Source organism: Chloroflexota bacterium, from assembly GCA_020850535.1.
Taxonomy (GTDB): Bacteria; Chloroflexota; UBA6077; order UBA6077; family JACCZL01; genus JADZEM01.
Genome location: JADZEM010000023.1, coordinates 61,406 through 84,708, shown reverse-complemented (window position 1 = coordinate 84,708; position 23,303 = coordinate 61,406). Strand labels below are relative to the sequence as shown.

19 protein-coding genes and 1 pseudogene are annotated in these 23,303 nt (G+C 68.1%); 6 read left to right on the top strand and 14 right to left on the bottom strand.

Translation table 11 applies throughout. The features are described from left to right. Window position 1 precedes the first annotated feature (1 nt). The gene (gene cas3 / locus IT306_04635) at window positions 2-2,557 is read right to left on the bottom strand and encodes a CRISPR-associated helicase Cas3' (GenBank protein MCC7367682.1); all 2,556 of its coding nucleotides are present in this window, start codon (window positions 2,555-2,557) and stop codon (window positions 2-4) included. Window positions 2,558-3,053: 496 nt separating this feature from the next. On the opposite strand from cas3, the gene IT306_04630 reads away from it, so the two are divergent. Together IT306_04630 and IT306_04625 are read left to right on the top strand one after the other, a co-directional pair. Then, on the top strand, window positions 3,054-3,371 hold the full coding sequence (locus IT306_04630) for a UPF0175 family protein (protein ID MCC7367681.1): 318 nt from the start codon (window positions 3,054-3,056) through the stop codon (window positions 3,369-3,371). 140 nt (window positions 3,372-3,511) lie between these two features. Further along, window positions 3,512-3,829, top strand: coding sequence for a DUF3368 domain-containing protein (locus IT306_04625; protein MCC7367680.1), 318 nt, complete (start codon window positions 3,512-3,514; stop codon window positions 3,827-3,829). A 5-nt stretch (window positions 3,830-3,834) separates the two neighbouring features. On the opposite strand, the gene cas1 is transcribed toward IT306_04625, so the two are convergent. The 9 genes and pseudogenes from cas1 to IT306_04580 form a co-directional block, all read right to left on the bottom strand. Then, the gene (gene cas1, locus IT306_04620; GenBank protein ID MCC7367679.1) at window positions 3,835-4,956 is read right to left on the bottom strand and encodes a CRISPR-associated endonuclease Cas1; all 1,122 of its coding nucleotides are present in this window, start codon (window positions 4,954-4,956) and stop codon (window positions 3,835-3,837) included. Between the two features lie 23 nt (window positions 4,957-4,979). After that, complete coding sequence (gene cas6, locus IT306_04615) at window positions 4,980-6,032, bottom strand: CRISPR system precrRNA processing endoribonuclease RAMP protein Cas6 (protein ID MCC7367678.1); 1,053 nt, start codon at window positions 6,030-6,032, stop codon at window positions 4,980-4,982. Window positions 6,033-6,059: 27 nt separating this feature from the next. Continuing rightward, on the bottom strand, window positions 6,060-7,370 hold the full coding sequence (locus IT306_04610; protein MCC7367677.1) for a TIGR02710 family CRISPR-associated protein: 1,311 nt from the start codon (window positions 7,368-7,370) through the stop codon (window positions 6,060-6,062). After that, entirely contained in the window at window positions 7,367-8,179 is an 813-nt protein-coding gene (gene cmr6, locus IT306_04605; protein ID MCC7367676.1) for a type III-B CRISPR module RAMP protein Cmr6, read from the bottom strand. The genes IT306_04610 and cmr6 overlap by 4 nt, the downstream gene beginning before the upstream one ends. A 95-nt stretch (window positions 8,180-8,274) precedes the next feature. Next, entirely contained in the window at window positions 8,275-8,661 is a 387-nt protein-coding gene (cmr5, locus tag IT306_04600; protein MCC7367675.1) for a type III-B CRISPR module-associated protein Cmr5, read from the bottom strand. 11 nt (window positions 8,662-8,672) lie between these two features. After that, window positions 8,673-9,608 carry a type III-B CRISPR module RAMP protein Cmr4 gene (gene cmr4 / locus IT306_04595; GenBank protein ID MCC7367674.1) on the bottom strand — a complete coding sequence of 312 codons (936 nt, stop codon included), beginning with the start codon at window positions 9,606-9,608 and terminating at the stop codon, window positions 8,673-8,675. Between the two features lie 2 nt (window positions 9,609-9,610). Beyond that, window positions 9,611-10,744, bottom strand: a complete 1,134-nt coding sequence (cmr3, locus tag IT306_04590) for a type III-B CRISPR module-associated protein Cmr3 (protein ID MCC7367673.1) — start codon at window positions 10,742-10,744, stop codon at window positions 9,611-9,613. Continuing rightward, complete coding sequence (gene cas10, locus IT306_04585) at window positions 10,741-12,096, bottom strand: type III-B CRISPR-associated protein Cas10/Cmr2 (GenBank protein ID MCC7367672.1); 1,356 nt, start codon at window positions 12,094-12,096, stop codon at window positions 10,741-10,743. Before cas10 ends, cmr3 begins: the two co-directional genes overlap by 4 nt. After that, window positions 12,057-12,860 (bottom strand): annotated as a pseudogene (locus IT306_04580) (DUF853 family protein). The gene cas10 and the pseudogene IT306_04580 overlap by 40 nt, the downstream one beginning before the upstream one ends. A gap of 459 nt (window positions 12,861-13,319) precedes the next feature. Between IT306_04580 and IT306_04575 the strand changes: the two are divergent. Further along, on the top strand, window positions 13,320-14,498 hold the full coding sequence (locus IT306_04575) for a hypothetical protein (GenBank protein MCC7367671.1): 1,179 nt from the start codon (window positions 13,320-13,322) through the stop codon (window positions 14,496-14,498). Between the two features lie 21 nt (window positions 14,499-14,519). Then, on the top strand, window positions 14,520-16,766 hold the full coding sequence (locus tag IT306_04570) for a glycoside hydrolase family 2 protein (GenBank protein ID MCC7367670.1): 2,247 nt from the start codon (window positions 14,520-14,522) through the stop codon (window positions 16,764-16,766). Between the two features lie 23 nt (window positions 16,767-16,789). On the opposite strand, the gene IT306_04565 is transcribed toward IT306_04570, so the two are convergent. The 4 genes from IT306_04565 to IT306_04550 form a co-directional block, all read right to left on the bottom strand. Further along, window positions 16,790-17,320 carry an AAA family ATPase gene (locus IT306_04565; protein ID MCC7367669.1) on the bottom strand — a complete coding sequence of 177 codons (531 nt, stop codon included), beginning with the start codon at window positions 17,318-17,320 and terminating at the stop codon, window positions 16,790-16,792. 24 nt (window positions 17,321-17,344) lie between these two features. Beyond that, a complete protein-coding gene (locus tag IT306_04560) occupies window positions 17,345-18,166 on the bottom strand; it encodes an ABC transporter permease (protein ID MCC7367668.1) in 822 nt (273 codons plus the stop codon). A gap of 79 nt (window positions 18,167-18,245) precedes the next feature. Then, a complete protein-coding gene (locus tag IT306_04555) occupies window positions 18,246-19,127 on the bottom strand; it encodes an ABC transporter permease (GenBank protein MCC7367667.1) in 882 nt (293 codons plus the stop codon). A gap of 82 nt (window positions 19,128-19,209) precedes the next feature. Then, the gene (locus tag IT306_04550; GenBank protein ID MCC7367666.1) at window positions 19,210-20,847 is read right to left on the bottom strand and encodes an ABC transporter substrate-binding protein; all 1,638 of its coding nucleotides are present in this window, start codon (window positions 20,845-20,847) and stop codon (window positions 19,210-19,212) included. 217 nt (window positions 20,848-21,064) lie between these two features. On the opposite strand from IT306_04550, the gene IT306_04545 reads away from it, so the two are divergent. Beyond that, window positions 21,065-21,742 (top strand): hypothetical protein, encoded by a 678-nt coding sequence (locus IT306_04545; GenBank protein MCC7367665.1) that lies wholly within the window; start codon window positions 21,065-21,067, stop codon window positions 21,740-21,742. A gap of 142 nt (window positions 21,743-21,884) precedes the next feature. Next, window positions 21,885-23,264, top strand: a complete 1,380-nt coding sequence (locus tag IT306_04540) for a SpoIID/LytB domain-containing protein (GenBank protein ID MCC7367664.1) — start codon at window positions 21,885-21,887, stop codon at window positions 23,262-23,264. The last annotated feature ends 39 nt before the right edge of the window (window positions 23,265-23,303 follow it).

The window sequence follows — 23,303 nt, the reverse complement described above, 5'->3', positions numbered from 1 at the left end:
TCTAGCTCTCCCCTCCATACAGCGAGGTCGCGCGTTGATCGGCCAGTCTCAGGATGCGCGTGAGATACGCGACAATGGGCCACCAGTCGGTCCACACGTCTGCGCGAGTGGCCGGGTCGAGGAGCCGTTGCAGCCGATGGCGCGCCGTCAGCGTGCCGGACGGTCCATCCAGCGCCGGCAGATCCTGGCGCCCGGTCGCTTCGGCCAGGGCTTCGTCCGCTTCCTTCACCAGCGGCTTCAACGCGGGGATCTCGCTGCCGGTGCTTGGAATCCAGCCGCCGTGGTGGCCGAGGATCGCCGCCAGGCACGCCGCGCGTAACTGCCTGGATACTGGAGCAGGCGCCTCGCGCAGCAAGCGAACGACGACCGACGCGCTGTACCAGGCGCTCGCCGCCGCGTGTGGCCCCCGCCGCCCCTGAGCATTGACCTTCTGCTCGCGCGCCCGATCCTCTGACTTCTCGCGGTCAAAGTCGGTGTGAGCCAGCGGCTCGACGTGGACATACTTTGAGTTAAGCTCGCGTTGCGCCCGTTTGGCCCAGGCTTGCCAGGGCTGCTGGAGCTTGCCGACGTCGTGGAGCAGGCCGACCGTGCGGGCAGCCACCGTCAGTTGTGCCAGATCGATCTGCCATCGCTCGTCCCGGAGCCCTTCCAGCAGGACGGTGCCGGAGGCGGCCACCAGCGCAGCCGCCTCCTGGCCTACTTCCCGCGCGTGGCGGGCCCAGGGCTCTCGATAGTACGGGCGGCGGGCATCCTTGCCGCGAGGCCGGCGCACCGGGCTCTCGCCGTCGCCGACCTGCCCCAGTCGCAGCCCGGCCGTGCGCGAGTACGCCGTGACGCCAGGGTGCAAGCAGACGGCAAACGCCCGGTCCAGGTCGCCCGGGTCTTCGAGCAGCACCCATTCTTCCACGTTGTCGGGCACCCAGCGCCAGCCGACCGGCCGATGTTCCAGCTCGAACAGCCGGGCGAGCCCCCAGCGGCGCAGGCCGAACCCCTCGACAGTGTACGGGTTTAGCCGGGTTGCGATCGGGTCGTATGCGATGACGACGCGGATTGTCTGGCCGTCCGTCTGGCGGATCAGGTCGCTGACCGTGATCGACTGGCGTCCCACTGCGCAAAGTCGGGCGCGATGCTGGATCTCGTCCTGGCGGTCGCGCCAGCCTCGCCTGATCTGCTGGGCGTTCGTTGCGGCGTGCGCATCATCGACGAGTCGCTGCATCGTCGTCGGATCCAGACGAATGCCGGTGGTGCTGTCGTCTTCTCTGAGAGCCGAAAGTGCTGCCTGGCTGTGCTCGACGTCGTCCCGCTCGTAGGGCAGCCACGGCCGGGAGCCAGCTTCGCCTGCTGGCAGCGGATAGACCCGCACCTCGCCTCGTTGCTTCGGGAAGCGAGCGCAGCGCCCGGCCCGCTGCACCAGCGCGCTCATCGGCGCCACCTCGGTGTGCAGCACCTGGGCGCTGATGTTCATGCCGGCCTCGATCACCTGGGTGCAGACCAGGATGGCTGAGGCCGTACTCTTCTCGCCGAAGATCTCCCGAACCTGCTTCTCAATGTCCTGACGGTCGGTCGGGAAAAACCGGGAGTGGAGCAGCACGACCGGCTCGCGCTGCTTGCGCTGCTTCAGCTCTGCCTTGATCTCATCGAACAGGTCGTTCGCACGGGCGACGGTGTTGACCAGCACGATCGACCGCTCCTGGTGCGCCGCGAGGACGTCGGCTGCGGTCAGCGGCGTCGCCTGCACCTGGATGTATCGCTCCACCTCCGCGACGGCCGGCATCCGGTTGAGCTCGTCGGGCTGCACGCAGATCCTCTCTGCTTCGAGCGCCGTGCCGAGCATCGCCCGCAACGGCGAGGTGGCCGTCGCCGTCATCCAAACCGATCGGCAGAACGTCCTGTACTGGCTGACGTGGGCGACGGCAGTCAAGAACGCCTGCTGCGGGTGCATGAGGTGGTACTCGTCGAACACGATCAGTGCCCCGGCCACGGCCGCCGCGTTGACATTGTGGAGCATCTCCGGAAGACCGTACGGGCTTTCGAGTGCCCCGCTCAGCAACTGGTCATACGTCGTGACGATGATCCGTCCCTTCGAGAAGAATGCATCATCCGGGCGCTCGCCCGTCTGCATCCTGACGTCCAACGCACACCACCCGAGCCGCCCGGCGACGCGCTGAATCTCGCCGGCGATGCTCTCCACGAGCGACCGTAGCGGCAGCACGTAGATCAGGCGGTCCCAACGTGGCCGCTCGCTGCGCAGGAGCTCGTACAGGAATGGCGTGACCACGGCCAGAGTCTTGCCGGCACCCGTGGGCGCCCAGACGTCAAGATGCGCGCATCCGAAGAGGCGCACGGCAATTTCCCGCTGGTACGCGTACGGCCGGTGACCGCCGCTACAGCGAGCAAAGAAGGCATCGAATGCCGGGTCTTCGGCACTCATTCGCGATCCGCGTCGGTGTTGAACGCCTGGATCCTCTCCAGCGGATCGATACCCGGCTCTACGTAGTGACGGAGTACTCCTGTCGCTTCCAGCGTCAGGACGACGAGCTCGGCGCAGTCGCCCCAAGAGGCGTGCTTCCGGCTTCGCTGTGCGAACACGTCAGCGATAAGTCGTTCACCTGGATTGTTCAACAGACGAGGCCGATCGGTGGCGGGCCTTCTCATAGCGAGACCTCCAGCTACGGTAGGAGGTACGGCGCGCACTCGATTGTTACGTACTGATGCCACACGCATCGTGCTCTGCCGACCCAACACCGTGTTCCGCGCCGGCGCCCTGAAGCTCGACGCCATTGACGGAAATCGCGATCTGGCGATACAGGGAGGTAGCTCTGCACGGGCGGGCGATGGTCGGTGTAGACCGGAGGGCTTGGCTGAATTGACCGGACTGGTCCATTTTTCAGTATCCCTGAGGCGGATCGAGTCCCTCCGGTCCGAACCGCTTCAGAATTCATCTCGTTGTACCAGACTGCTCCATAGGCCGCAAGACCCGCCGACGATGTGCTACGCTCAGCGTGTGATGGCGTCCGTGCTGCGTGTACACTCTAGTCATGAGCACCTCATCCGTGCCCGCGCGGCCGAAGATGCAGCAAGTCACCATCGAACTGCCGGAGAGCGTGGCTCGGCTGCTGGGCACGTCGCCCGAGGGAGCAGCCAGGCACCTCATGGAGCTGGCAGTCGTCGAACTCTTCCGCCGTGGGGACCTATCCGGGGGGAAGGCCGCCGAGCTGCTCGGCCTGACGAGGGCGTCGTGGCTCGATCTGCTGGCGCGCCACGGCGTCCCGCACACCGAAGTGACCGAGGAGAGCCTGGAGCACGACCTGCAGACGCTGGCCGCCTGGAAGAGTCGGCCCCAGAGGTCATCTCCGACGCGGGCCCGCTGATCTCGCTGGCCCGCATCGGTGCGCACGAACTCCTGCCTCAACTGTTTGGCCACATCCTGGTCCCATCGCTTGTCTTTCAGGAAATCACAGCAGGCGGGGCGGGGGCAGCCGAGCTCGCACGGGTCACCTGGCTGCGCATCGTGGATCCACAGTCCGAAGCATTGGTCGCGCAGATGGCGACCGGCGTCAACAAGGGCGAGTCCTGGGCTTTGGCGCTCGCAGCGGAGCGCAGTGCGCTCTTGCTCGTCGACGACCGTCAGGCCCGACGGATCGCCCGAGAGCGCGACATCTTGCATATCGGCACAGCCGGTATCCTCGTCCAGGCAGGCCGCGATGGCGTGATCCCCAGAGACGCGGTCCAGCCGCTGCTGCGCCGGCTGCAAGCCGATGGTATGCGCCTGAGCAACGCCGTCATTCACCAGCTCCTGGAGAGTCTGACGCCCCGTGGCACACCGTAGGCTCGTCACCACCGGCCGGCCCACGCCTTGTAGACCGCCTCGCCGCGCACGAACGTCGCCACCCGCCGGGCTTGCGACTGGATGATCGTGCGCAGCCGCCGCTTCCGCCCCTCATGCTGCTCCTCACCTTCCAGCCGCTCGTTCACCCGCTTCGCCAGCGTCGTCCGAGTAGAGTCGTCAAGACGGCCACGGTCGTCCTGCGCAAGCTGGACCCGCTGATTCAGCAACGCGAAGACGCACCGGTCCACCGCGTACGACCTGAACTCCTCGATCAGGTCCAGTACCAGGCTTGGCTTGCCGGGCCGGTCCTCGTGCAGGAACCCGGCGTACGGATCCAGACCGGCCAGCAGCACCGACCGCTCCACCTGGGCGTACAGGATGCCGTAGCCGTAGTTCAGGCACTGGTTCACCAGGTCCGCCGCCCCGCGCGTCTCGCGCCCCGGCCACTCCACGCCGGCTGGCAATGCAACCAGGTGGCGGGCCGCTTCCCAGTAGTGGCGCGCCGCCTGAGCTTCCAGGTTCATCACCGGCATCCGAATCTCGTCCGCTGTCTCGCCAGCCACCTCCGTGATCCGCCGGGCCAGGTGCTCGATCCGGAACGCCGCCTCGCGAGCCATCTCATACGACTCGGGAGCCGCCGTCTGGCGATACTTCGCGATGTACTTCAACAGCGTCGCCTGGTTCTGAAGCTTGCCCACCGCGAACGCCCGGACCAGGTGGACCCCACGCTCGTCCCCGAACGCCAGCAGCTGCTGCCGACGCGTCTGGACCGTCCCCGTCAGCTCAGGCGCGATCAGCTTTGCGTACGGCGCCCCGCTCCGTGAGACGAAGCTGATCTGGATGCCCCGCTCCGCGCACCCTCGGATCGCGTCCGCGCTCAGGCTCACCCCGCCGGCCAGCACCAGCACGTGCTCCAGCCCCAGCAGCGGACGTTCCTCTACCAGCTCGCCCTTCACCGTCAGCTTCAGGCGCTCGCTGTGCCGGCCCAGGAACGCCCCATACTGATCCACGATCAGATACTCGTCCGGCCGCCCGGCCGCATCCTCGATCGTCGCGATCCGCGCACGCCCCCGTATCGATGATGGTGCCACGATCGTCGGCGCAGGCTCGGTCGGCTGCTCGGGCATCGCCTCAGTCCCCATGGTCTCGCTCACCCCGCCGCCTCCAGCCTGAACTGGCCGTTCCCCATCGCCGCGTCCTTCCCCACGTGCACCAGGCTGCCCCAGACCAGCCAGGGCAGGTACGGGCCGAGGTCGCCCTCCAGGACCACCTCGCCCATCAGGCCGCCCATCGGCACCATCCGACCGTGTCGCCCCGAGGCTCGGAACAGCTCGCGCCAGACCAGCCGTCGCTCGGCGATCCGGACCCCGCCGGCCGCGCTCAGCAGCGCAGACGCTTCGAACGGCCGAGCGGCCACACCGTGACCGGCACCAGCCCTGTCGTCGCGGCCGGCTCCCTCCTCACGGCTGATCTCGTCGCCGTACCGGCCGAACAGCGCGCTCAGCCGCTCCAGCAACCGGGCCAGGAACGGCCCAAACTCGAACGCGTCCTGCTTGACCAGCCGATCCCGTTCGATCAGCCGCGTCGGCGTGACCAGCGTCAGCCGCAGTCGATGGTCGCCTCCGCGCCGCGCGAGCACGGCCGCCTCCTCCGCCACCTGCTCGCCGTCGACCGGCAGGCTCGGGGCACGCACGACGCTGTCTCGGGACCGCCGGTAGATCGCCTCCTGCCGCCCGGCCAGCGGATTCACCGCCCAGACCTCGTCCAGTCGGAACTGCCCCTGCCGCCGTGCCCCGAGTCCTTGCCGGCCCATCTCCTCAACTCCCAGCAGCGCGTACGGGAACTGCCCCAGCGCCCGCCCGAACGTCGCCAGCTCGAACTCCAGGTGCTGTCCCGGTGCATAGGTGAGCGGACGGACCACCTCCGGGACGTCGAGCATCGGGGCGCGGAGCACGTACGGCCTGGGGACGTCGCGGCCACGGCGATCCTGCTCGTCCACCGGGGCCAACAGGAAGCAGACCGGGCAGCTCGCCGCTAGCTCCGGCCGGCCGCAACGCGGACCGCGTCCGGCCAGGCAGAACTGCTGGCGCAGCGCCCCGAAGAGTGCTCCGCGTAGCGCGGCGCCGGCAGCCGGCGGGAGCAGCAGCGGCGCCGTCACCTCGGCCCGAAACCGCAACAGATGAACCTGGAACCTCGGCGCCAACGGCGCAGCCTCCTCAGCCATTACCCGCTACTCTTTCGTCGCCAGCCACGGGAACTGGAGCCGGGCGGCGCGCGCCTCGAAGTCCGGGACAGCGAGCACCGCCAGCTCGCGGACCTCCTCTGCCAGTGCGTGCGCGTCATCGGCGCTGATGGGTGTCGTACCGTGCGCGAGGATGCTCGCGTTCCGCGTATCCAGGAAGTGGTTCAGCCGCGTCGGCTTCGCGCCGAAGGGCGACACCAGCGGCCCAATGGCGTGACCCAGACCGGCCAACAGCCTGAAGTCATCTCGCAGCCCGAGCTTGACCGGTTGCCTCGATTCGTTGCCCTGGGCATCGACCACTACAGCTATCGCCTCCAGCCACGTGCGAGCGTTATCTGTCAGTTCCGCCGGTAGCGCAGAAAGTTCGACATTGGAGGTCTCGATGCCGTACGTCGAATCCAGGACGTACTGCGCGATCATCTCGGTCAGGCGATAGAGACGCGCGACCGCGTCGTCGAGCTTGCCCTCGGCCAACCGTCGCTGGGCGTTATTCCAAAGGTCGGCCAGGTGGTCCGCGGTCGTCGTCGTCTTCCGGCCTCCGGATGGCGGTCTACTGTTCGCTGAAGCCATCTGCCCGATTGAGCCCCGCACCTTGTCGGCGACGGCGAACGCGCCAAGATCATGCAGGTCGGCATCAGGCTTGCGATAGCGGTCCTTGAAGCCTGCATGGTCAAACTTGTCCCACGCGTCGTAGGCATCGACCAGAACCATCAGGCTCGCGTGGAGCCGGCGCCCGTGGTCGTCGAGCAGGCCCGGATTGATCTCGCTGAGGAGCGTCCGCGCCGCCGCGAACTGGAGCGCTTCGAACAGCCGCACGGCAGCCTGTAGGTCGAAGTGTGCCCGCACACGCATAGGGCTCCGGCTGAGGATCTCTTCCGTACCAGCCGCCACGGTCCCGGTCGGTCGGTCGCCGGCGGTGTAGCGCCACTCGCCGCTGCCGACGACCGCCGCAGCCAGCGCTGCTCCCACCGACATGGCCTTCGTACCACTGGTGAAGTCGAGCTCGATCTCAGCCGGCTCACAGGTCTCCCGCAGTGTGCGGAATACAACCAGCGCATCCTGAAACACGCGCTCATAGTGGTCCGAGTCCGAGACCCGTGAGATCTGCACCTGCTCACCCCGGTCCAACTCAGCCCGAACCCGCTCGGCGAGGGCCATGCTTCCGTCACTTGCCAGGAGCACAACGCGCTCTGATCGTGCCTTCTGTATTGCGCTCTTTATTGAATCGACGAGACTCGTGACACGGTCCGGCTGCGTCGGATCGGCCGTCCCCACGGTCACGATGAGCGCACTCTTCATCCGATCACCTCAAATGCCCCGTACCCCGCGCTCCGCTTTCCGCCCAGGCCGTCTCGCAGAGCCTCATTCAACCAATCCATGATTTGCCCCCACCCTGACGTCGCCGTGTCGGAATCGCGGCAGGCGACCGCGAACCTGAACACGGACCCTCGCTCCACACACGGGAACAGGATCGGGTTCGGGCTCTGCCAGTCGGCCGGCGGTTCCGACCCGGTGTAGTACGCGCGGTGGTGTGGCGTCATCACATCAACGGCGAGTCGGAAGCCGGGCTCTGGGAATGCATCCAGGAAGACCAGCACCCCCCGTGCATGCGCATCCTCGTCCGAGGCCGGGCCGAACGCGCGGCGGACCACGTCACTGTCGGCCCCGTCGAGCTCCTCGGCAGCGGCTCGAACGCCTCCCTTGACCGTGCTGCCCGGCAGGTAGGGGAACCCGCCGATCCGGTGCAGCGCCAGATTCGTCTCCAGCGGGTGGGCGATCCCCAGCCCGATCACCAGTCGGCGCGTCAACCGGCCGCGCACGATCTGGCGCTGCCAGCCATCGCGACGATAGCTCTCCAGCAGCGCCGCCTGCCGGGCCTGATACTGGTCGAGCAGGACGCCGACTCGGGCGTCCTGCAAGATGCCGATGCAGGCCGCCAGGAACTGCCGGCGCCGGGCATCGTCAACTCCCGCGAAGCCCGGACGCCAGGCATCGACGAAGCGGTTCAGCGCCAGCGACAGATTGCTGCACCGTCCAACCCCGCCGGCCGCCTGAATCGCCTGGACAGTCGCGGATGGCAGCGGGAGCGCGCCGTGCCCGCCCGGCACTCCGCCATGCCCCGCCGGTGGGCCGTTCTGACCCCGTCGAGCCCCGCCGCCACCGGACGGCGCCCCGCGCCCTGCTTGAGGTCCGCGCGGCACGCTCACGATCGACGCTCCTCGTCGATCTCGGACTCCGCGAACCGCTTCAGCCATGTCAGCACGGCCAATGCCTCGGCCTGGGCCAGCCGGTACCGACCGACGTCCATGCGCGTGATCTCCTCCAGCAGGTCACCCGGCAGGCTCAACTGCTTTCCGACCCAATCGCTCAAATGTCGATACGCCACGGCGTGCTCGTTCAGGCTGCCGGCACCCTTCGCCTTGAGGAACGCGAGCGTCTGGCCCAGGCCGTTGACCAGGATCATCGCCGGTAGACCCATCACCTCCCGCCGGTACGCCCTGGCCATCCACTGGTGATGGCCCTTCACGTCGTGCACGCGGCCGAGCGCGAACTTCGCCCGTTCCTGCTCGACGGTCTGGCGACGGGGGATACCTGGCTCGCTCATCGCCCCACTCCGTCGGTCCGTCGGACCCGTACCTTGACGATCCCGCGCCCGACGGTCTCGTCCCCGCCGAGCTGGAGCCGGTCCAGCCCCAGGTCGTCGAGCGTCGCCAACACCTCGGCCGCGCTGCGCGGGAGCCCGGTCCCGCCGTTGCGAGTGCGCGGCGGCGTCGCCAGCGCCAGCGCGTAGAAGAGCGACTCGGGCGGGATCTGCTCCTCGTACCAGAGCCCGCCATCCGCGACGGTGCCGGTTTCGTCGTCGATCCGGATGCGTGCGACAATCTCGGTCGCCGTCCTCACGAAGTCCCGAAAGTCGTCATCTGGCAGTACCACCAACTGGCGCGGCAGCCGCTCCTGCCACGGCGCGTACTCGGCCGAGTCCGGCAACAGCGTCGCAGCCAGGTCGTCTGCGATGGCACGGACTGCCGGACTGTCGCCGGCCGCGTACGAGAACTCCTCCAGTGTGACGGCGCCGTTCGCCGCCACCTCCGCTCCGGGCGCGACCAGGGCGTGACCTCCCTGAACGACCGGCGGCTGCCAGGGGACGATCGCGCCGGCAGCCACGAGGTCGCGCTGATAGCGCGTCAGCGCCAGCGGGCTCGTCGTCCAGGCGAACACGCCGTGCAGCGACCGCACCGGGAACAGCAGCAGGCGGGCATCGGTGAGCGCGAGCGCGCCGGCATGATCGCTGGCATGGTCCGTCTCTGGCCCGAACACCGTGGTCAGCTTGCTCAGGCTGCCTGCCGCGGACGACCAGCCCGGCCGTCCCCGCGCACGCGCACGCAGCGCCCCCTTCAGGCTGCTGCCGGGGATCATCGGGTAGTCGAGGTGCCGCTCCCGTTGAACCGGCAGGTCGATCGCCCCCACCGAGGCTCCGCGTCCCGGATGCATCGGCGTCTCAGCGTAGAAACCGATCACGGCCGCTCGTTCGTACATCGTCACCAAACCCCCAGGTAGCACAGCCCGAAGCCGATCGTCGCGGCCTCGTCGGCGATGGTCCGTCCGTCCAGCGCGTCGAACGCCCGACCGGCGGCTCCCCGCGCGATCTCCTCGAACCAGTAGACGCTGCCGGCCGGCACGGCCGGACGAGTCACGTGTGGGCGCCCGGCGCGCACGTCGAATCCGCCGACCGGGGCGGATCGTCCAACCGCCGCTCCGACCAGTCGTAGCCCCGCGGCGTTGCCAGACGTCGTCATGGTCGCCGGGTCGATCCAGGACGGGAGCCAGCCGCCATCGAACAGGGCCGGCGTCACGAGCACCAGCTTGAACCGGCCGTCTCGGAAGACCCGCTCACGTACGGCCGACCGGTCGAACGTCGGCACCGTTGTCGTCTGATAGCGACTGGCCCGGCCCTCGCCACCGAGCCCGATGAGACCAACCTCTCCAAGATCGTCGAGCCCGTCCACGTCGAGGCAGAGCCCAACGCCATCCGACGGACGGACGAATGCTATCGAGTACAGCCGTCCCTCACGCACCACGCCGCGGGTGCGACCTCCCTCGGCGCCGGCGTCCAGCTCGATGCCGCTCCGCCGCTCCGTCTCGTACAGGTCGCTTGCCGGCGTTGGCTGGCGCCGCTCGCCCAACAGCGTGACGAAGAAGTCACCTTCGGGCAGCCACTGGCCCTCGGCAGACGCGGGCCGCGCGTCGGTGTCCGCCCACGGCACCGCGAGCCCGATGTCGGTGATGAGGCCCGGGACATCGGCTCGTGGCGTCAGTATCCGCCACGAAAGGGTCGAGGTGGCGGCGTCGTCGGTTCGGGCCAGGTCGAGCGGGGCCGGGAAGAATCGCTCGACCTGGCTGTCCGCGCGTCTCCGTCCGAGCAGCGGCCCACGCAGCGTCAAACGCTCCAGATCATCCGGCCGTCCCACCGTTCGCTCGACGAATCCGGGGTCGTTCAGACTCCCTTCGCCCCGCTCGACCGCGTCGAATAGCAGCTTCGTGCGCAACGCGCCGTAGAGCGTGCGCGGGCTCGGCGGGAAGACCGAACGCGCGTGATGGTCGGCGCCGGCCGTGAACGGGCGACCGTCTCGAAAAAGCCAGACGTCCAGCGGCTCGACGAACAGGCGGATCATGTGCCAGCCTCCAGGAAGCGCGCCAGACACAGCAGACGCGCCAGCTCGTCCACCGGCCGGGACGGCGGCGCCAGCGGGGCGGCGCGTTCGGAAGACGCTGGGGGCAGCGTGGCGAGGGCGTCGTAGAGGCCAAGCAGGCGACGCCGGCCGTCCTCTCCCGCGACATGGCGGTTGGCCACCGCCATGATTGCACGTCGGCGGGCGGCCGGGTCCGTCAGCTGATCTAGGACCGGGGCGGCCTCGCGTAGCAGGTAGGGCAGGCGGCTCGACGCCGCGCCCCGCTCTCGCCCCCCAGAATCGGTTGGCCCACTCAGCAGCGCACGAGCAGTCGCGACCAGACTGGTGATTGGTGTGCCACCTCGACTGTGCCTGCTGACGACGACGAGCTCGTCATCCGGGCCGGAGCGTCGGGCGACGCCGACGGCGACGGCATCGCGACCGCCGCCCTTCGACTGGTGCTCAAGTCGGCGCGCTTCGTCCAGCGCCAGGCCGAGCGGCAACAGATGATGCGCGAACAGTAGCCCCGCGCTCACCGTAGCATCCGGCCCCATGCCGCGAAAGACCACCAGATCCGGATCAGCCGCCTGGGGCAGCTCGTGAAGGTCGCCCAGCGCATCACGCGTGAGGAAGGCGCTCGTGTACCGTGCGCGGAGCCCCTCAACAGCGTCGAGCGCACAGTGGGCGGGCAGGAGCGCCAGCACGTCGTCCCCGCCCGCGTACACGACCCGCCCGCCGTGTTCGCGCTCCACAACGTACGGGACGACCCATAGCGCAAAGTCTCGCAGTATCGCACCCAGCGCCGCGTGCGTGGGTGGGCCGAACAGGCGCCGGTCTCCAAGTGCCGAGTCCCAATCGGCATCGCCGGTCACCATCGCCCGAGCGTCAGGATGAAGTGCCTCGCCGAGCGTGACGCGATGCTGGTCGCCGCTGACCCAACGTCCCATCCGGTCTCCGTCGAGCACCAGGATCGCATAGTAGGCCGTCGGCTGGCGGAGCCCCATTCGGCTCGTGACGCCCAGAAACTGACGAAGCGCGATACTGGCGGCGTCGAGCGCGGCCACGGCGGACGCATCACCACCACGCCGGTTGAGCTCGGCGCGTCGGCGCTCGTAGGTCTCGGAGAGCAGCCATTCGCCGTCGAATCGGCAGGCGCGGTCGGCCAGGTCACGTCGCTCGTCGGACACACCGTCGAGTGTCCAGCCTTCGCCCGGCAGCGTGACTCTCCCCACTCGGATCGTGGCGCCAAGCGCAGACCTGCGACTGTGAAGCACGTCGAGCGCGTCGAGAAAACGGCCGAGCGGTACCAGGGCCGCAGCTCCATGCGCGGATAGCCGGCCTCCAGCTCGTCCCACTCCATCGCCTGCTGCTCATCCTCCGGCTGGCCAGGCTGAGGGAAGATCTGGAGGTCGCGCAGCAGCGCCGTGGCCGCGTCGTACGCTTGCAGGAACCGATGCCGCTGCGCCTCGCTCAGGTCGAGCAGCTCGACGATCGCGTACGGCGAGAGCCGTTCGAAGCGCAACGAGAACGCCGCCCGCGTTGGATGATCCGGATTGGCCGTCTCCCGCCCCACCAGGTGACACAGCCACATCCGGCTCAGGCCGGCAGGGGTGAGCCCGCGCCGCTCCAGCGCCGCTCTCATTCCTGGGGCCTCGGTCGGCTCATGCAAGAAGCTGTACTCACCCTCGACGTCGAGCAAGATCACGGCGCAGCCGGCGGTCTGCGCCTGCTGGATCAGTCGCGCCACGGACGTCGATTTGCCGCTGCCCGTCGTCCCGAGGATCGCGGTGTGGCGCGGCAGGACGTCCTTCCGATCCGAGGGGACCGCCACCGTCACCGCGTCGCGACCGACCACTTGTCGGCTGCGCTCGTCCACATACTGTTCCGAGCCTGCAGCCCAATCTCGACGTTCGCCCAGGAGACGTGATGAGCTGTGTGCCGCTGCTCCTTCTCCAGCGCATTGCTCACGTCTCCACGTGCCGCCATCCGGAGGTAAGCGAACAGGGAGAGGCGGTCGTGGTCGTATTGCTCTGGCCGCGTACCAACGTCGAGGAGCAGGTCCGTGGCGATCGACTCCAACATGGCTGGATCGTGACGAGCATACGTGCGGAGTAGCCATTCGACGAGCGGCTGCAGGTAGCTGCTCACCAGATCAGAAGGCGCCGTCGGATCGCGAGCTAGCAGCCGGGCGTGGAGGGATCGTCCCGCATCGTCGCTCACGCCGTGCACTCGCTGCCCTAAGCCAGGCTCCATCGCCCACCCCCACTAGGACAAATGTTCGTATCGTGCCAGAGCGCCGTGTCCTGATGCGAGCATTATGTTAGCGCCAGGAACGGTCGCGCGCGTGAGTTGAGCGGTGAGACGGACGTTGCGCCTCAGTGCGATGCTGTCTCAGAGGGCCCGCTCTTGCCCGCCACGTCCACGTTGTGCGTCTGTCGATGGCCAGAACACGGCAAGTGGCTCGACCGCCGGTAAGCGAACTGGCAACTCGAGCGATGGGAGCGCCGCAGCCGGCAGCGCTCAACGGCGGCGGCCGGCGTATGATGCCCCTGCATCTTCACGCACGAAGGGGATCCCCATGAAGATCAAGGAGATCCGCGCCGCGTTCGTCAACATCTCGCCGACGCTCAAGACCACGCCGCGCGCGCCGAAGCTTCCGAACGAGGGCATCGGCTCGATCATGGCCCGCTACCCCGACATCAAGCGGTCGACCTGGGGCAACCCCTGGCACCGCGTCGCCTGCGTGGTCACGGCGGACGACGGCACGTTCGGCGTGGGCATCACGACGCACGGCGGCCCCGTCAAGGAGATCATCAACAGCCACTTCGCGCCGGCCCTGGTGGGCCAGGACGCCATGGCGACCGAGAAGTGCTGGGACATCATGCGGCGGATCTCGGCGCAGTACGGCACCGCCGGCCTCGCCAGCTACGCCATCAGCGCCGTGGACAACGCCATCTGGGACCTCAAGGGGAAACTGCTCAAGCGGCCCGTCTACGAGCTGCTCGGCGGCCCGCAGAAGGAGAGCATCCCCTGCTACGCCAGCAACACTGACCTGTCGTACGGCGTCGAGCCGGCGATTGAGTGGTTCCTGGAACTCGGGTTCACGGCCGTCAAGCTGTTTCTGACCTGGGGACCGGAGGACGGCATCGAGGGCATCCGCAAGAGCGAGGAGCTTGTCGCAAAGACCCGCGAGCAGGTCGGCCCGGATGTCGAGCTGATGGTGGACGCCTGGCTTTCGCTGAACGTCGAGTACATCGTGCGGTTGATGGACGCGTTGCGCCCCTACCGCGTGAAGTGGCTCGAAGACTATCTGCTGCCAGAGGACACCGACAGCTACATGAAGGTTCGCCAGCGGCTGCCCGGCACGACCCTCGCCTCGGGCGAGCACTGGTACACCATTCATCCGTTCGCGCTGGCGGCCAGCCAGGGCCTCGTGGACATCCTCCAGCCGGATATCTCGTGGGTCGGCGGCATGACGGCGTCGGTCAGGATCTGCCACATCGCCGAGGCGCACGGCCTGACCGTCATCGGGCACGCCGGCATGAACTACCCGTACGGCCAGCACCTGGCCCTGGCGATGCCGGCCATCCCGATGGGCGAGCGGTCGGAGGGGGTCGCGCCTCCAGGCGTGCCGCTCGAAGAGACGATCTCGCTGCCGGGCACCGTCGCGATCAAGAACGGCCGGGTCCGCCCGACCGATGCGCCGGGCTTCGGGCTGGAGATCACGAAGGAGTGGCTCGAAGCGCGCGCCGTCTGAGGCAGGCTGAGAGGTGACCACGTGAGCACCATCCAGCGCATCGTGGCGCCGCTGAACCGTGACTGGCGGTTCGGCGGCGCTTACGTCCCCGGGTCCGAGCAGCCCGCCTTCGACGATGCGGCGTTCGACCGCGTGACGCTGCCCCATGCGAACGTGCGGCTGCCCTGGCACGGGTTCGACGAGAGCGCGTTCCAGTTCGAGTCGATCTACCGTCGCCAGATCACCCTGCCCGAGACACTACGGGGACGACGCGTCTTCGTCCAGTTCGACGGCATCATGACGGCGACGCGAACGTTCCTGAACGGCGAGGCCATCGGCTCATACGATGGCGGCTACCTGCCGTCGCTGTTCGAGTTGACCGAGCACCTTCGCTGGGGGGAGTCGAACACGCTGGCGGCGGTGGTGGACTCCCGCGAGCTGCCTCACATCCCCCCGTTCGGCGGTCGCATCGACTATCTGACGTTCGGCGGCATCTACCGCGAGGCGCGCCTGCTGGTCGTGCCGACCGTGTCCATCAGCAACGCGTTCGTGAAGCCGGTCGCTGTGCTTGATCCTGGGCAACGGCGCGTTGACGTCCAGGTGACCCTCGACGCTGGCAGCGACTTCGCGGCCCGCTCACGCGCGGTGGGCGTCCGGCTGCTCGATCCCGATGGACGCCAGGTCGGTACAGCCTCGGCACCCCTCACTGTCGCTGCGGCGGGACGAGCGGAAGTACGTCTGACAGTTGCTCCCAGCCCAGACGTGCGCCTCTGGGATCTCGACGCGCCCCAGCTCTACACGGCGGCCGTGACGCTCGCAGAAGACGGCCAGCCGATTGACGAGTATCGGACCCGCCTTGGGTTCCGTGAGGCACGCTTCACGCCCGACGGCTTCTTCCTGAACGGACGGCGGATCAAGCTGCGGGGCCTCAATCGTCACCAGACCTATCCGTACGTCGGCGGCGCGATGCCGGCCCGGGTGCAGCGCCGGGACGCCGTCATCCTCAAGCGCGAGCTGAAGCTGAACATCGTCAGGACGTCCCACTATCCACAGTCGACGGCCTTCCTGGACGCCTGCGACGAGCTTGGGCTGCTGGTGCTCGAGGAGATCCCTGGCTGGCAGCACATCGGCGACGACGAATGGCAGCAGTTGGCCTGCCGCGATGTGCGCGAGATGATCGAGCGGGACTGGAATCACCCGAGCATCGTGCTGTGGGGCGTCCGCATCAACGAGTCGCCAGACAACCACGCCTTCTACGAGCAGACCAACCGCATCGCACACCAGCTGGACGACTCGCGCCAGACCGGCGGCGTCCGCAACCGGTACGGCTCCGAGCGACTCGAAGACGTGTTCACCTTCAACGAGTTCCTCGACCCGTCCAGCGACATCCGCCCGCCGAACCATCCGCACTACCTCGTGACTGAGTTTGGCGGCCACATGTACCCGACCAAGCCGTGGGACGGCGTGGAGCGGGTCCAGCAGCACGTGCTCTGGCACGCCAGGATGCACGCCCAGCTCGCGAGCCACGACGGTTACGCCGGCGGCATCGGCTGGTGCGCCTTCGACTACAACACCCACGCCGATTTCGGCTCGGGCGACCGTGTCTGCTACCACGGCGTCTCGGACATCTTCCGAATAGGGAAGCCGGCCGCCGCGCTCTACCGCTCCCAGTGCGACCCTGCCGAGGAGATCGTCCTCGAGCCGACCTTCCCCTGGGCCATGGGTGATTGCGCGGCCGGCGGCCCCGGGCTGGGCATGATCCTCTCGAACGTCGAGCGGCTGAAGCTGTACGTGGGCGACCGGCTGGTGGACGAGGTGCTGCCCGACCGTGGCGACCTCGGATATCTGCCGCACGCGCCCTTCTTCACCCAGGCGTTGCAGGCCTCGTGGGGTCAGAGGCTGCAGGATCTGCGGATCGAGGGGTACATCGGCGAGCGGCTCGTGGCGACCCGGCGGTTCGCCGCGCGAGCCACCGACGCCCACCTGCTGGTGGAGCCGGACGACCGTGTGCTGCATGCCGATGGCAGCGATGCTACGCGGGTGGTGTTTCGCGTGGTCGATGCCGATGGTAACCGCCGGCCGTTCTCGACCGTCGCCGTGGTGCTGGAGGTGGACGGCCCCGGCGAGTCGATCGGGGACCGGCTGCTGAGCCTGTCCGGTGGCGTCGGCGCCGTCTGGATCAGGTCAACCGAACAGGCCGGCACGATCGCCGTGACTGCCACGACCGAGCATCTCGGCTCGCAGTCCGTCACCATCCGCACGACGCCCGTCGAACCCGAACCGTACTGATCCCGATTCCTTCGGGCAGCTCCTCACGAGTCCAGCCGCCTGACGATCTCGCGGGCCACGTCGTCTGGCTCGCGGCCCGAGGTGTCGATGGCGAGGTGCGGCTCGAACGGCATCGTGGCGTGGAGGTTGTGCTGCTCCAGGAAGCTGACGGCGAAGGCCGGATCGGTGATCTTGTTGAGCGCGGCCCGCGAGGCAGACTGGACCCGGCGCAGCCACTCCTCGCGCTCGCAGGTGAGCTGCACGAACAGCGGCCTCCCGCCGTGCTCCAGCACCGGCCCGAGCATCCAGCGCATCGCCTCGTTCTGGACCTCGGTGCCACGGTAGACGCCCGTCGCCACCAGGCTGACACCGTTGCGCGCCGCCGCTTCGAAGCCTGCGCCGCGGATCACCCGGATGTAGTCGAAGTACTCGGGCGTCTCACGCGCGAACAGCGAGGCGGCCAGGTCGACCATCAGGTGGTTGTGAAAGAGTCGATACCCGGTCAACTCCACCAGTGCGCGGCCGACCGTGAGCTTGCCCACGCCCGGCGGACCGTAGATGTAGACCAGGTGCATGCGTGGCGTCCCCGATCTCCGACCTTATCTTCGTGATCGATACGGGTCGATGGCGTCTCGGAGGCCGTCGCCGACGAGGTTGAGCGAGAACACCATCAGCACGATCGACATGCCAGGAAAGAACGCATACCACGGGGCTTGAAAGAGGAAGTCCCGCGCCGTCGAGAGCATCGTGCCCCACTCGGGCGTCGGCGGCTGCGCTCCCAGGCCCAGGAAGCTGAGCGACGCCTCGTAGAGGACGGCGTAGGCGAACCCGAGCGAGATGAGCACCATCAGCGGCCCGATCAGGTTCGGCAGCAGCGTGCGGAGGATCAGGTGCGTCGTGGACGCTCCGACGACGTGCGCCGCCAGCACGTACTCGCGCTCCTTCTCCGGCACGATGGCCGACCGCGACACGCGTGCGAAGTTCGGGAGCGACGCGACGGCGATGGCGATAGTCACCGCCTGAACGCCTGCCCCTATGATCGCCACAATCGCGATGCCGAGCAGGATGACCGGAAAGGCGAACAGGATGTCGACCAGCCGCCCGACCAGCGCATCGTACAGGCCGCCGAAGTAGCCGGCCGTCAGGCCAAGCCCGCATCCGATCACGGCGGCCAGCACCACCGCCATCGTGCTGGCCAGCATCGTGACCCGCCCACCCCAGAGGATGCGGCTCAGGATGTCCCGCCCGAACTCGTCCGTGCCGAACGGGTGCGCGCCCGACGGCGGCCGGAGCCGCTGGGCCAGGTTCTGGAGATCCGGATTCGCCGGTGATACCAGCGGCGCCAGGATAGCAGCGAGCAGGAGCAGCAGCACGATGGCACAGCCGATGGTCAGCGGCCAGCGCTTGCGGAGCGTGCGCAGGAGATTCCGCCTCGGCCGGGCGCGCTGCGCGAACTGCACGCCGGCCGGTGGGGCGGCGGTTGCCTGAGTGGTCGTCGTCTCAGCCACCGGACCGCCCCAATCGGACGCGCGGGTCCAGCACCGGGTAGAGCAGGTCCACCAGCAGGTTGATCAGGACGAACGTCGCGGCGATCAGGAAGATGATCCCCGTCGCCACCTGATAGTCGCGGTTCGAGACGGCCTTCAGCACCAGCTGGCCCATCCCCGGCAGCGCGAAGACCGACTCGGTGATGACGGTGCCGCCGAGCAGGTAGCCCATCTGCACGCCGAGCACCGTCGTGAAGGGGATCAGGGCGTTCCGCACAGCATGTCGAATCAGCACCAGCCGCTCGCTGACGCCCTTCGCCCGCGCCGTGCGGACGTAGTCAGCATGGAGCACGTCGAGCAGGCTGGCGCGGAGGTAGCGCATCAACTGCGTGGATGCGAACGTCCCCAGCGCGATGGCCGGCAGGATCATGCTCTGGAGGTTCGGCCAGAGGCCCGCCGAGAGCGGCTTGAACCCGCCGGCCGGCAACCATTGGAGCTGCACGGCGAAGACGTAGATCAGCATGATGCCGAGCCAGAACCCCGGCACCGCCAGCCCGACGAAGCTGACGGCGGCAGCACTCACGTCGATCCACGAGCCGGCCTTGACCGCCGAGAGGATGGCCGTCGGCACCGAGATCAGGATCGCCACCAGCAGCGCCAGAATCGCCAGCTCAGCCGTGACCGGGAGCGCCCCGAGCACCAGCTGAGCGACGGTCTGCTTGCTGAAATAGGAGTCGCCCAGGTTGCCCTGGACCATGTTGCCAGCCCAGACCCCGTACCGGACGATGAACGGCTGATCCAGCCCCCAACGGCGGCGGAGGGCCTCCACCGCGTCGGGGGATGCATCGTTGCCGGCCATGATCTGCGCGGGATCGCCGGGGATCAGGTAGGTCACCCCGAAGACCAGCAGCGACACGCCGATCAGGGTCGGCACGGCGCTGAGTATGCGAAGCAGCAGGTATCGGCTCACTCTCGGCTCACCGCTTCAGCGTCACTCCGGCGAAATCCTGCTGGAACGCCGGGTGCGGAATGAAGCCGCCGACTCCCGGTGTGGAAGCGTGAACCGTCGCGCGATGGGCGAAGACTGGCCCGGGCAGGTACTGGTTCCAAAGCTGCTGGACCTGGCTGTAGATGCCCTTGCGGGTGTTGAGGTCGTTCGAGGTGGCCCCGGCCCGCAGGTTATCGACGTAGCCCGGGATCGTCTGGTCGGTGAGGCCGGTGGCGTTGAATGCAGTCGGCGGGAACAGGTTGCCAGCGCCGTAGGTCAGCGACGGATCGGCAGTGCCACGCGGCGGGTAGTCCACCGCCATGTCGAACTCGCGGCTCTGGTTGATCCGCGAGGCCCACTGCGCGATCTCGACCTCTTCGATGCGCGGCTGCGTCCCGAGCGAGGCGAAGGTCGCCTGGATCAGCGTCGAGATCTGCTTGAACTCCGGATACCCATTCGGCACCAGCATGGTGAAGTCGAAGCCCTTGCCGCCAGCGTAGCCCGCCTTCTCCAGCAACTGCGCCACGGTGTCGGGGTTGTAGCCGTAGGTGCCCTCGATGGCCGGATCGTAGGCCCAGTGCGCCGGCGTGAACGGGCTCATGCTGACTCGGCCCAGGCCAGACAGGAACCCGTCGATGAAACCCTGCCGGTCGAGCGCCCAGCCAATGGCCTGCCGTGCGTAAACGTTGTCGAATGGCGGCTTCCGCATGTTCAGATACGCCACGAACATCTGGTCGGCCGGCGGGACGACGGTGACGACTACCCGACTGTCGGCCTGCATGCGCGGCGCTTCCTGCAGACTGAAGTCGTAGACCAGGTCTACGTTGCCGGCCAGCAGCTGCGAAAGGCGTGTCTGAAGCTCGGTCACCGGCTTGAAGACGATGCCATCCAGCGTCGGGAACCGCGACTGGTCCCAGTAGCTGTCGTTGCGGGCCAGCGTGATGCGGTCGTTCGGCACCCAGTCTACGAACTTGAACGGTCCCGAGCCGACCGGGTTCGTCTTCGCAAGGTCGGTGCCCATGCTGCGCGGCGCGATGTCCACGTAGGTCAGCGCCGGGATCAGCAAGTTGTGGAACCCGCCGGTGTTGATCTTCAGCGTGGTCGCGTCCACGACGGTGACACCCGTGACACCGGCCTGGACAAGGTTGCCGCGCAGCCACGACCCGAGCGTTGGGTCGATGATGCTCTCGATCGTGAACTTGACGTCGTCGGCAGTGAGCGGATCGCCGCTATGGAACGTGACGCCGGGCGGCAGCGTGATCTGGAGCGCCGTGTTGCCGTCTACCCACTCGAAGGTGCGACCGAGTTTGGCCTTGAACTCGTACGTCTGCGGATCCTGGTAGACCAGCTGGTCGTAGATGTTCTCTTTGATCACCTTCCAGACGTTCAGGGTGCCGAGCCACGGGTGGAGCGTGTTCAGATCGACCGACTGGCTCACCTGGAGGACGTTGGCGGCCTGGGCCGCCCGCAACGCTGGCGCCTGCTGCCCGGTCAGCGCGCTCGCGTGCGCGGCATGCTCCCCGACCACGGCAGGCAATGCGACCGCACCAGCGAGCGCGAGCGCTGCACGTCCCAGGAAACCTCGGCGAGTCACGGCCCCGCGCCGCGACGACTGCTGAGTACCCATTCCGACCTCCTCCGAAGGGGGTCCGCTGCCGCCGGCAGAGTGGCGGCCTCGGGCGTGCCGGCAGTATACGAGCGCTCCTCTCGCACTTCAACTCCTGGGGTCCTGGCGGCTCGACAAATCTTCCGCCGCGCCGCTTGTGCCGCGCGCCGATGTTCCCGTAGAGTTCGGCACTGCCCGGCCAGCCAGTCCGGGCCGCTCAGATTCCCCGGGAGTACTCATGGAGCTACGGGCGTACGGCGCGGTCCTCAAGCGGCATGCGCGCCTGATCGGCCTGATCACGCTCGCCACGCTGCTGGTGTCGATTGTGCTGGCCTTTCGCGGGCCAACCGCGTACACCGCCACGATGCGGCTGGCCGTGAGCGTCGTGCCTGACCCACGCGTCGGCGACTTCTTCAAGTTCGACTCGTACTACTCGGTGCTGACATCCGAGTACCTGGCCGACGACCTCAGCGAGCTGCTGCGAAGCGAGGCGTTCGCGGCCGACGTGAGCGCCGAGATGGGTCAGAAGATCGAGCCTGACGCCATCGTCAACCTGACCCGGACCAAGAAGACGCACCGCCTGCTGGACATCCAGCTTGCAGCCAACGACCCGCAGATGGCGCTGGAGATCGCGCAGGCGTTCGAGAAGGTGGTCGACACCAAGCTCGTCAACTACCTGGCGTTCATGCAGGCGAACAACGGCTATGTCCGCATCATCAACCGTCCGAAGGTGGCCAGGACGAACTCGCTGCCGCTGACGGCCGCCGAGATCGGGCTGCGAACGATGGCCGGGCTGGTCGGTGCGGTCGGCCTCGCGTTCCTGCTCGAGTACGTCGACGACCGCCTGCGCGACCGACGTCAGGTTGAGACGTTCCTGGGAACGAAGGTGCTCGCGGAGATTCCGTCGACTGGTTGAGCACCAATTGGGCACAGATTGCGCACACTCTGGCACCGGCGGCGTCACGTCTTCGGCGGCGTGACTCGTTCTCCACTATCATGTCGCGGTGCCAACCGTCGTCAACGGTCAACCCCGCGCGGAGGTGCTGAGGACCGTGGTCATGTCGGCGCGCCTTGGACGGCGCTCGTTTCTGCTCGCCAGCTCGGGCGGCGCGGCCGCCCTGCTGCTGCCGTCCTGGCTCGATTCGGCTCGGTCGGCGCACGCCCAAACCACCGAGAAGTCGATCCTTGCCCGCGTCCTGATCCGACGGGCCGACAGCAGCGTGGACGCCGCGACGCTCGTCATCACGGGCGACGGCGAGTTCGCCGCCACCGATGGCAAGGGTGAGCGGGTCGCCAGGTGGTCGGCCCGCAAGCAGGTGACGGTCGGGCGCGAGGGCGACGCCTTCTGGGTGCAGGAGGGCGAGAACAAGATCGCCAATCTGACCGGGCCGCTCAAGTTCAACGGCACCGGCGACGGCGCACCGCTTCGCAATCAGGCGACCAGCGGTCCCGAGCCGACTGCCTTCCGTGGGACGCTCGAAGTGACGGCGTCCCCGGGCGGCGTGGCCCTGCTGAACGTGCTCGGCATCGAAGAGTACCTGTACGGCGTGGTCACCAAGGAGCTGCCAGCCTTCTTCGGGCAGGAGCCGCTCAAGGCCCAGGCGGTCGCCGCCCGGACCTACACCCTGGCCCGCCGGCTGACCGGCGCGCACAAGGCCCAGAACGCCGACATCTGCGACACCCAGCACTGCCAGGCGTTCGGCGCGCTCCAGGGCGAGCATCCGCTCGGGCGCCAGGCAGTGGACGCTACGCGCGGCGTCGTGATGTACGTCGGCGGCGCGTACTTCCAGCCGTTCTACTCGTCGGCCTGCGGCGGCCACACCGAGGCCGCGGCGTCGATCTTCGGCGGGGGCGGCCCGCAGGATGCTGACGCGGTAGAAGACGGCGAACTGCCGGCCGGCGTCAAGCTGGCCTCGGACGACGGTGCGCTCAAGTTCTTCAAGAACGGCTGGGACAGCAACTGTTCCGGCTCCAACCGGTACCGCTGGTCGTACACCTGGGACGCCGACCAGTTGAAGTCAATCGTTAACGGCGGGATCGCACGCTTCCAGGGCACGGCCACCGTGGCCGGCGAGGGCGATGCCCGGGTCGAGCAGTTGGAGAACGTCAGCGTGCCGGAGCGCGGCGCTTCGGGCCGCGCCCTGAGCGTCCGATTCGAAGCACCCGGCGTCAGCTGGACCGTCAAGCGGGATTGGGGCATCCGCAACTTCCTGCGGACGCCAGAGGGCGATCTGCTGCCCAGCTCGGCGGTCGGCTTCGAGATCGAACGCGGCCCCGACAAGAAGCTGACGAAGCTCACAGCGTTCGGCGCGGGCTGGGGCCACGGGGCCGGCATGTGCCAGTGGGGCACCAAGGGGCTGGCGGCGCGCGGCGTGCCATTCGACGGCATCCTGGGCCACTATTACCCATCGGCTGAGCTGGGCCAGATCAAGGGCTGAACGAGCGGGCTTCGTCGGGGCTTTCAAACCCCGACCGCC

Coding starts and splice junctions, on each gene's coding strand:
- cas1 (MCC7367679.1), bottom strand. CDS start 4,956: ATGCCCGAGCAGCCGACCGAGCCTGCGCCGACGATCGTGGCACCATCA.
- IT306_04610 (MCC7367677.1), bottom strand. CDS start 7,370: ATGAAGAGTGCGCTCATCGTGACCGTGGGGACGGCCGATCCGACGCAG.
- cmr4 (MCC7367674.1), bottom strand. CDS start 9,608: ATGTACGAACGAGCGGCCGTGATCGGTTTCTACGCTGAGACGCCGATG.
- cmr3 (MCC7367673.1), bottom strand. CDS start 10,744: ATGATCCGCCTGTTCGTCGAGCCGCTGGACGTCTGGCTTTTTCGAGAC.
- IT306_04575 (MCC7367671.1), top strand. CDS start 13,320: ATGAAGATCAAGGAGATCCGCGCCGCGTTCGTCAACATCTCGCCGACG.
- IT306_04565 (MCC7367669.1), bottom strand. CDS start 17,320: ATGCACCTGGTCTACATCTACGGTCCGCCGGGCGTGGGCAAGCTCACG.
- IT306_04550 (MCC7367666.1), bottom strand. CDS start 20,847: ATGGGTACTCAGCAGTCGTCGCGGCGCGGGGCCGTGACTCGCCGAGGT.
- IT306_04545 (MCC7367665.1), top strand. CDS start 21,065: ATGGAGCTACGGGCGTACGGCGCGGTCCTCAAGCGGCATGCGCGCCTG.
- IT306_04540 (MCC7367664.1), top strand. CDS start 21,885: ATGTCGGCGCGCCTTGGACGGCGCTCGTTTCTGCTCGCCAGCTCGGGC.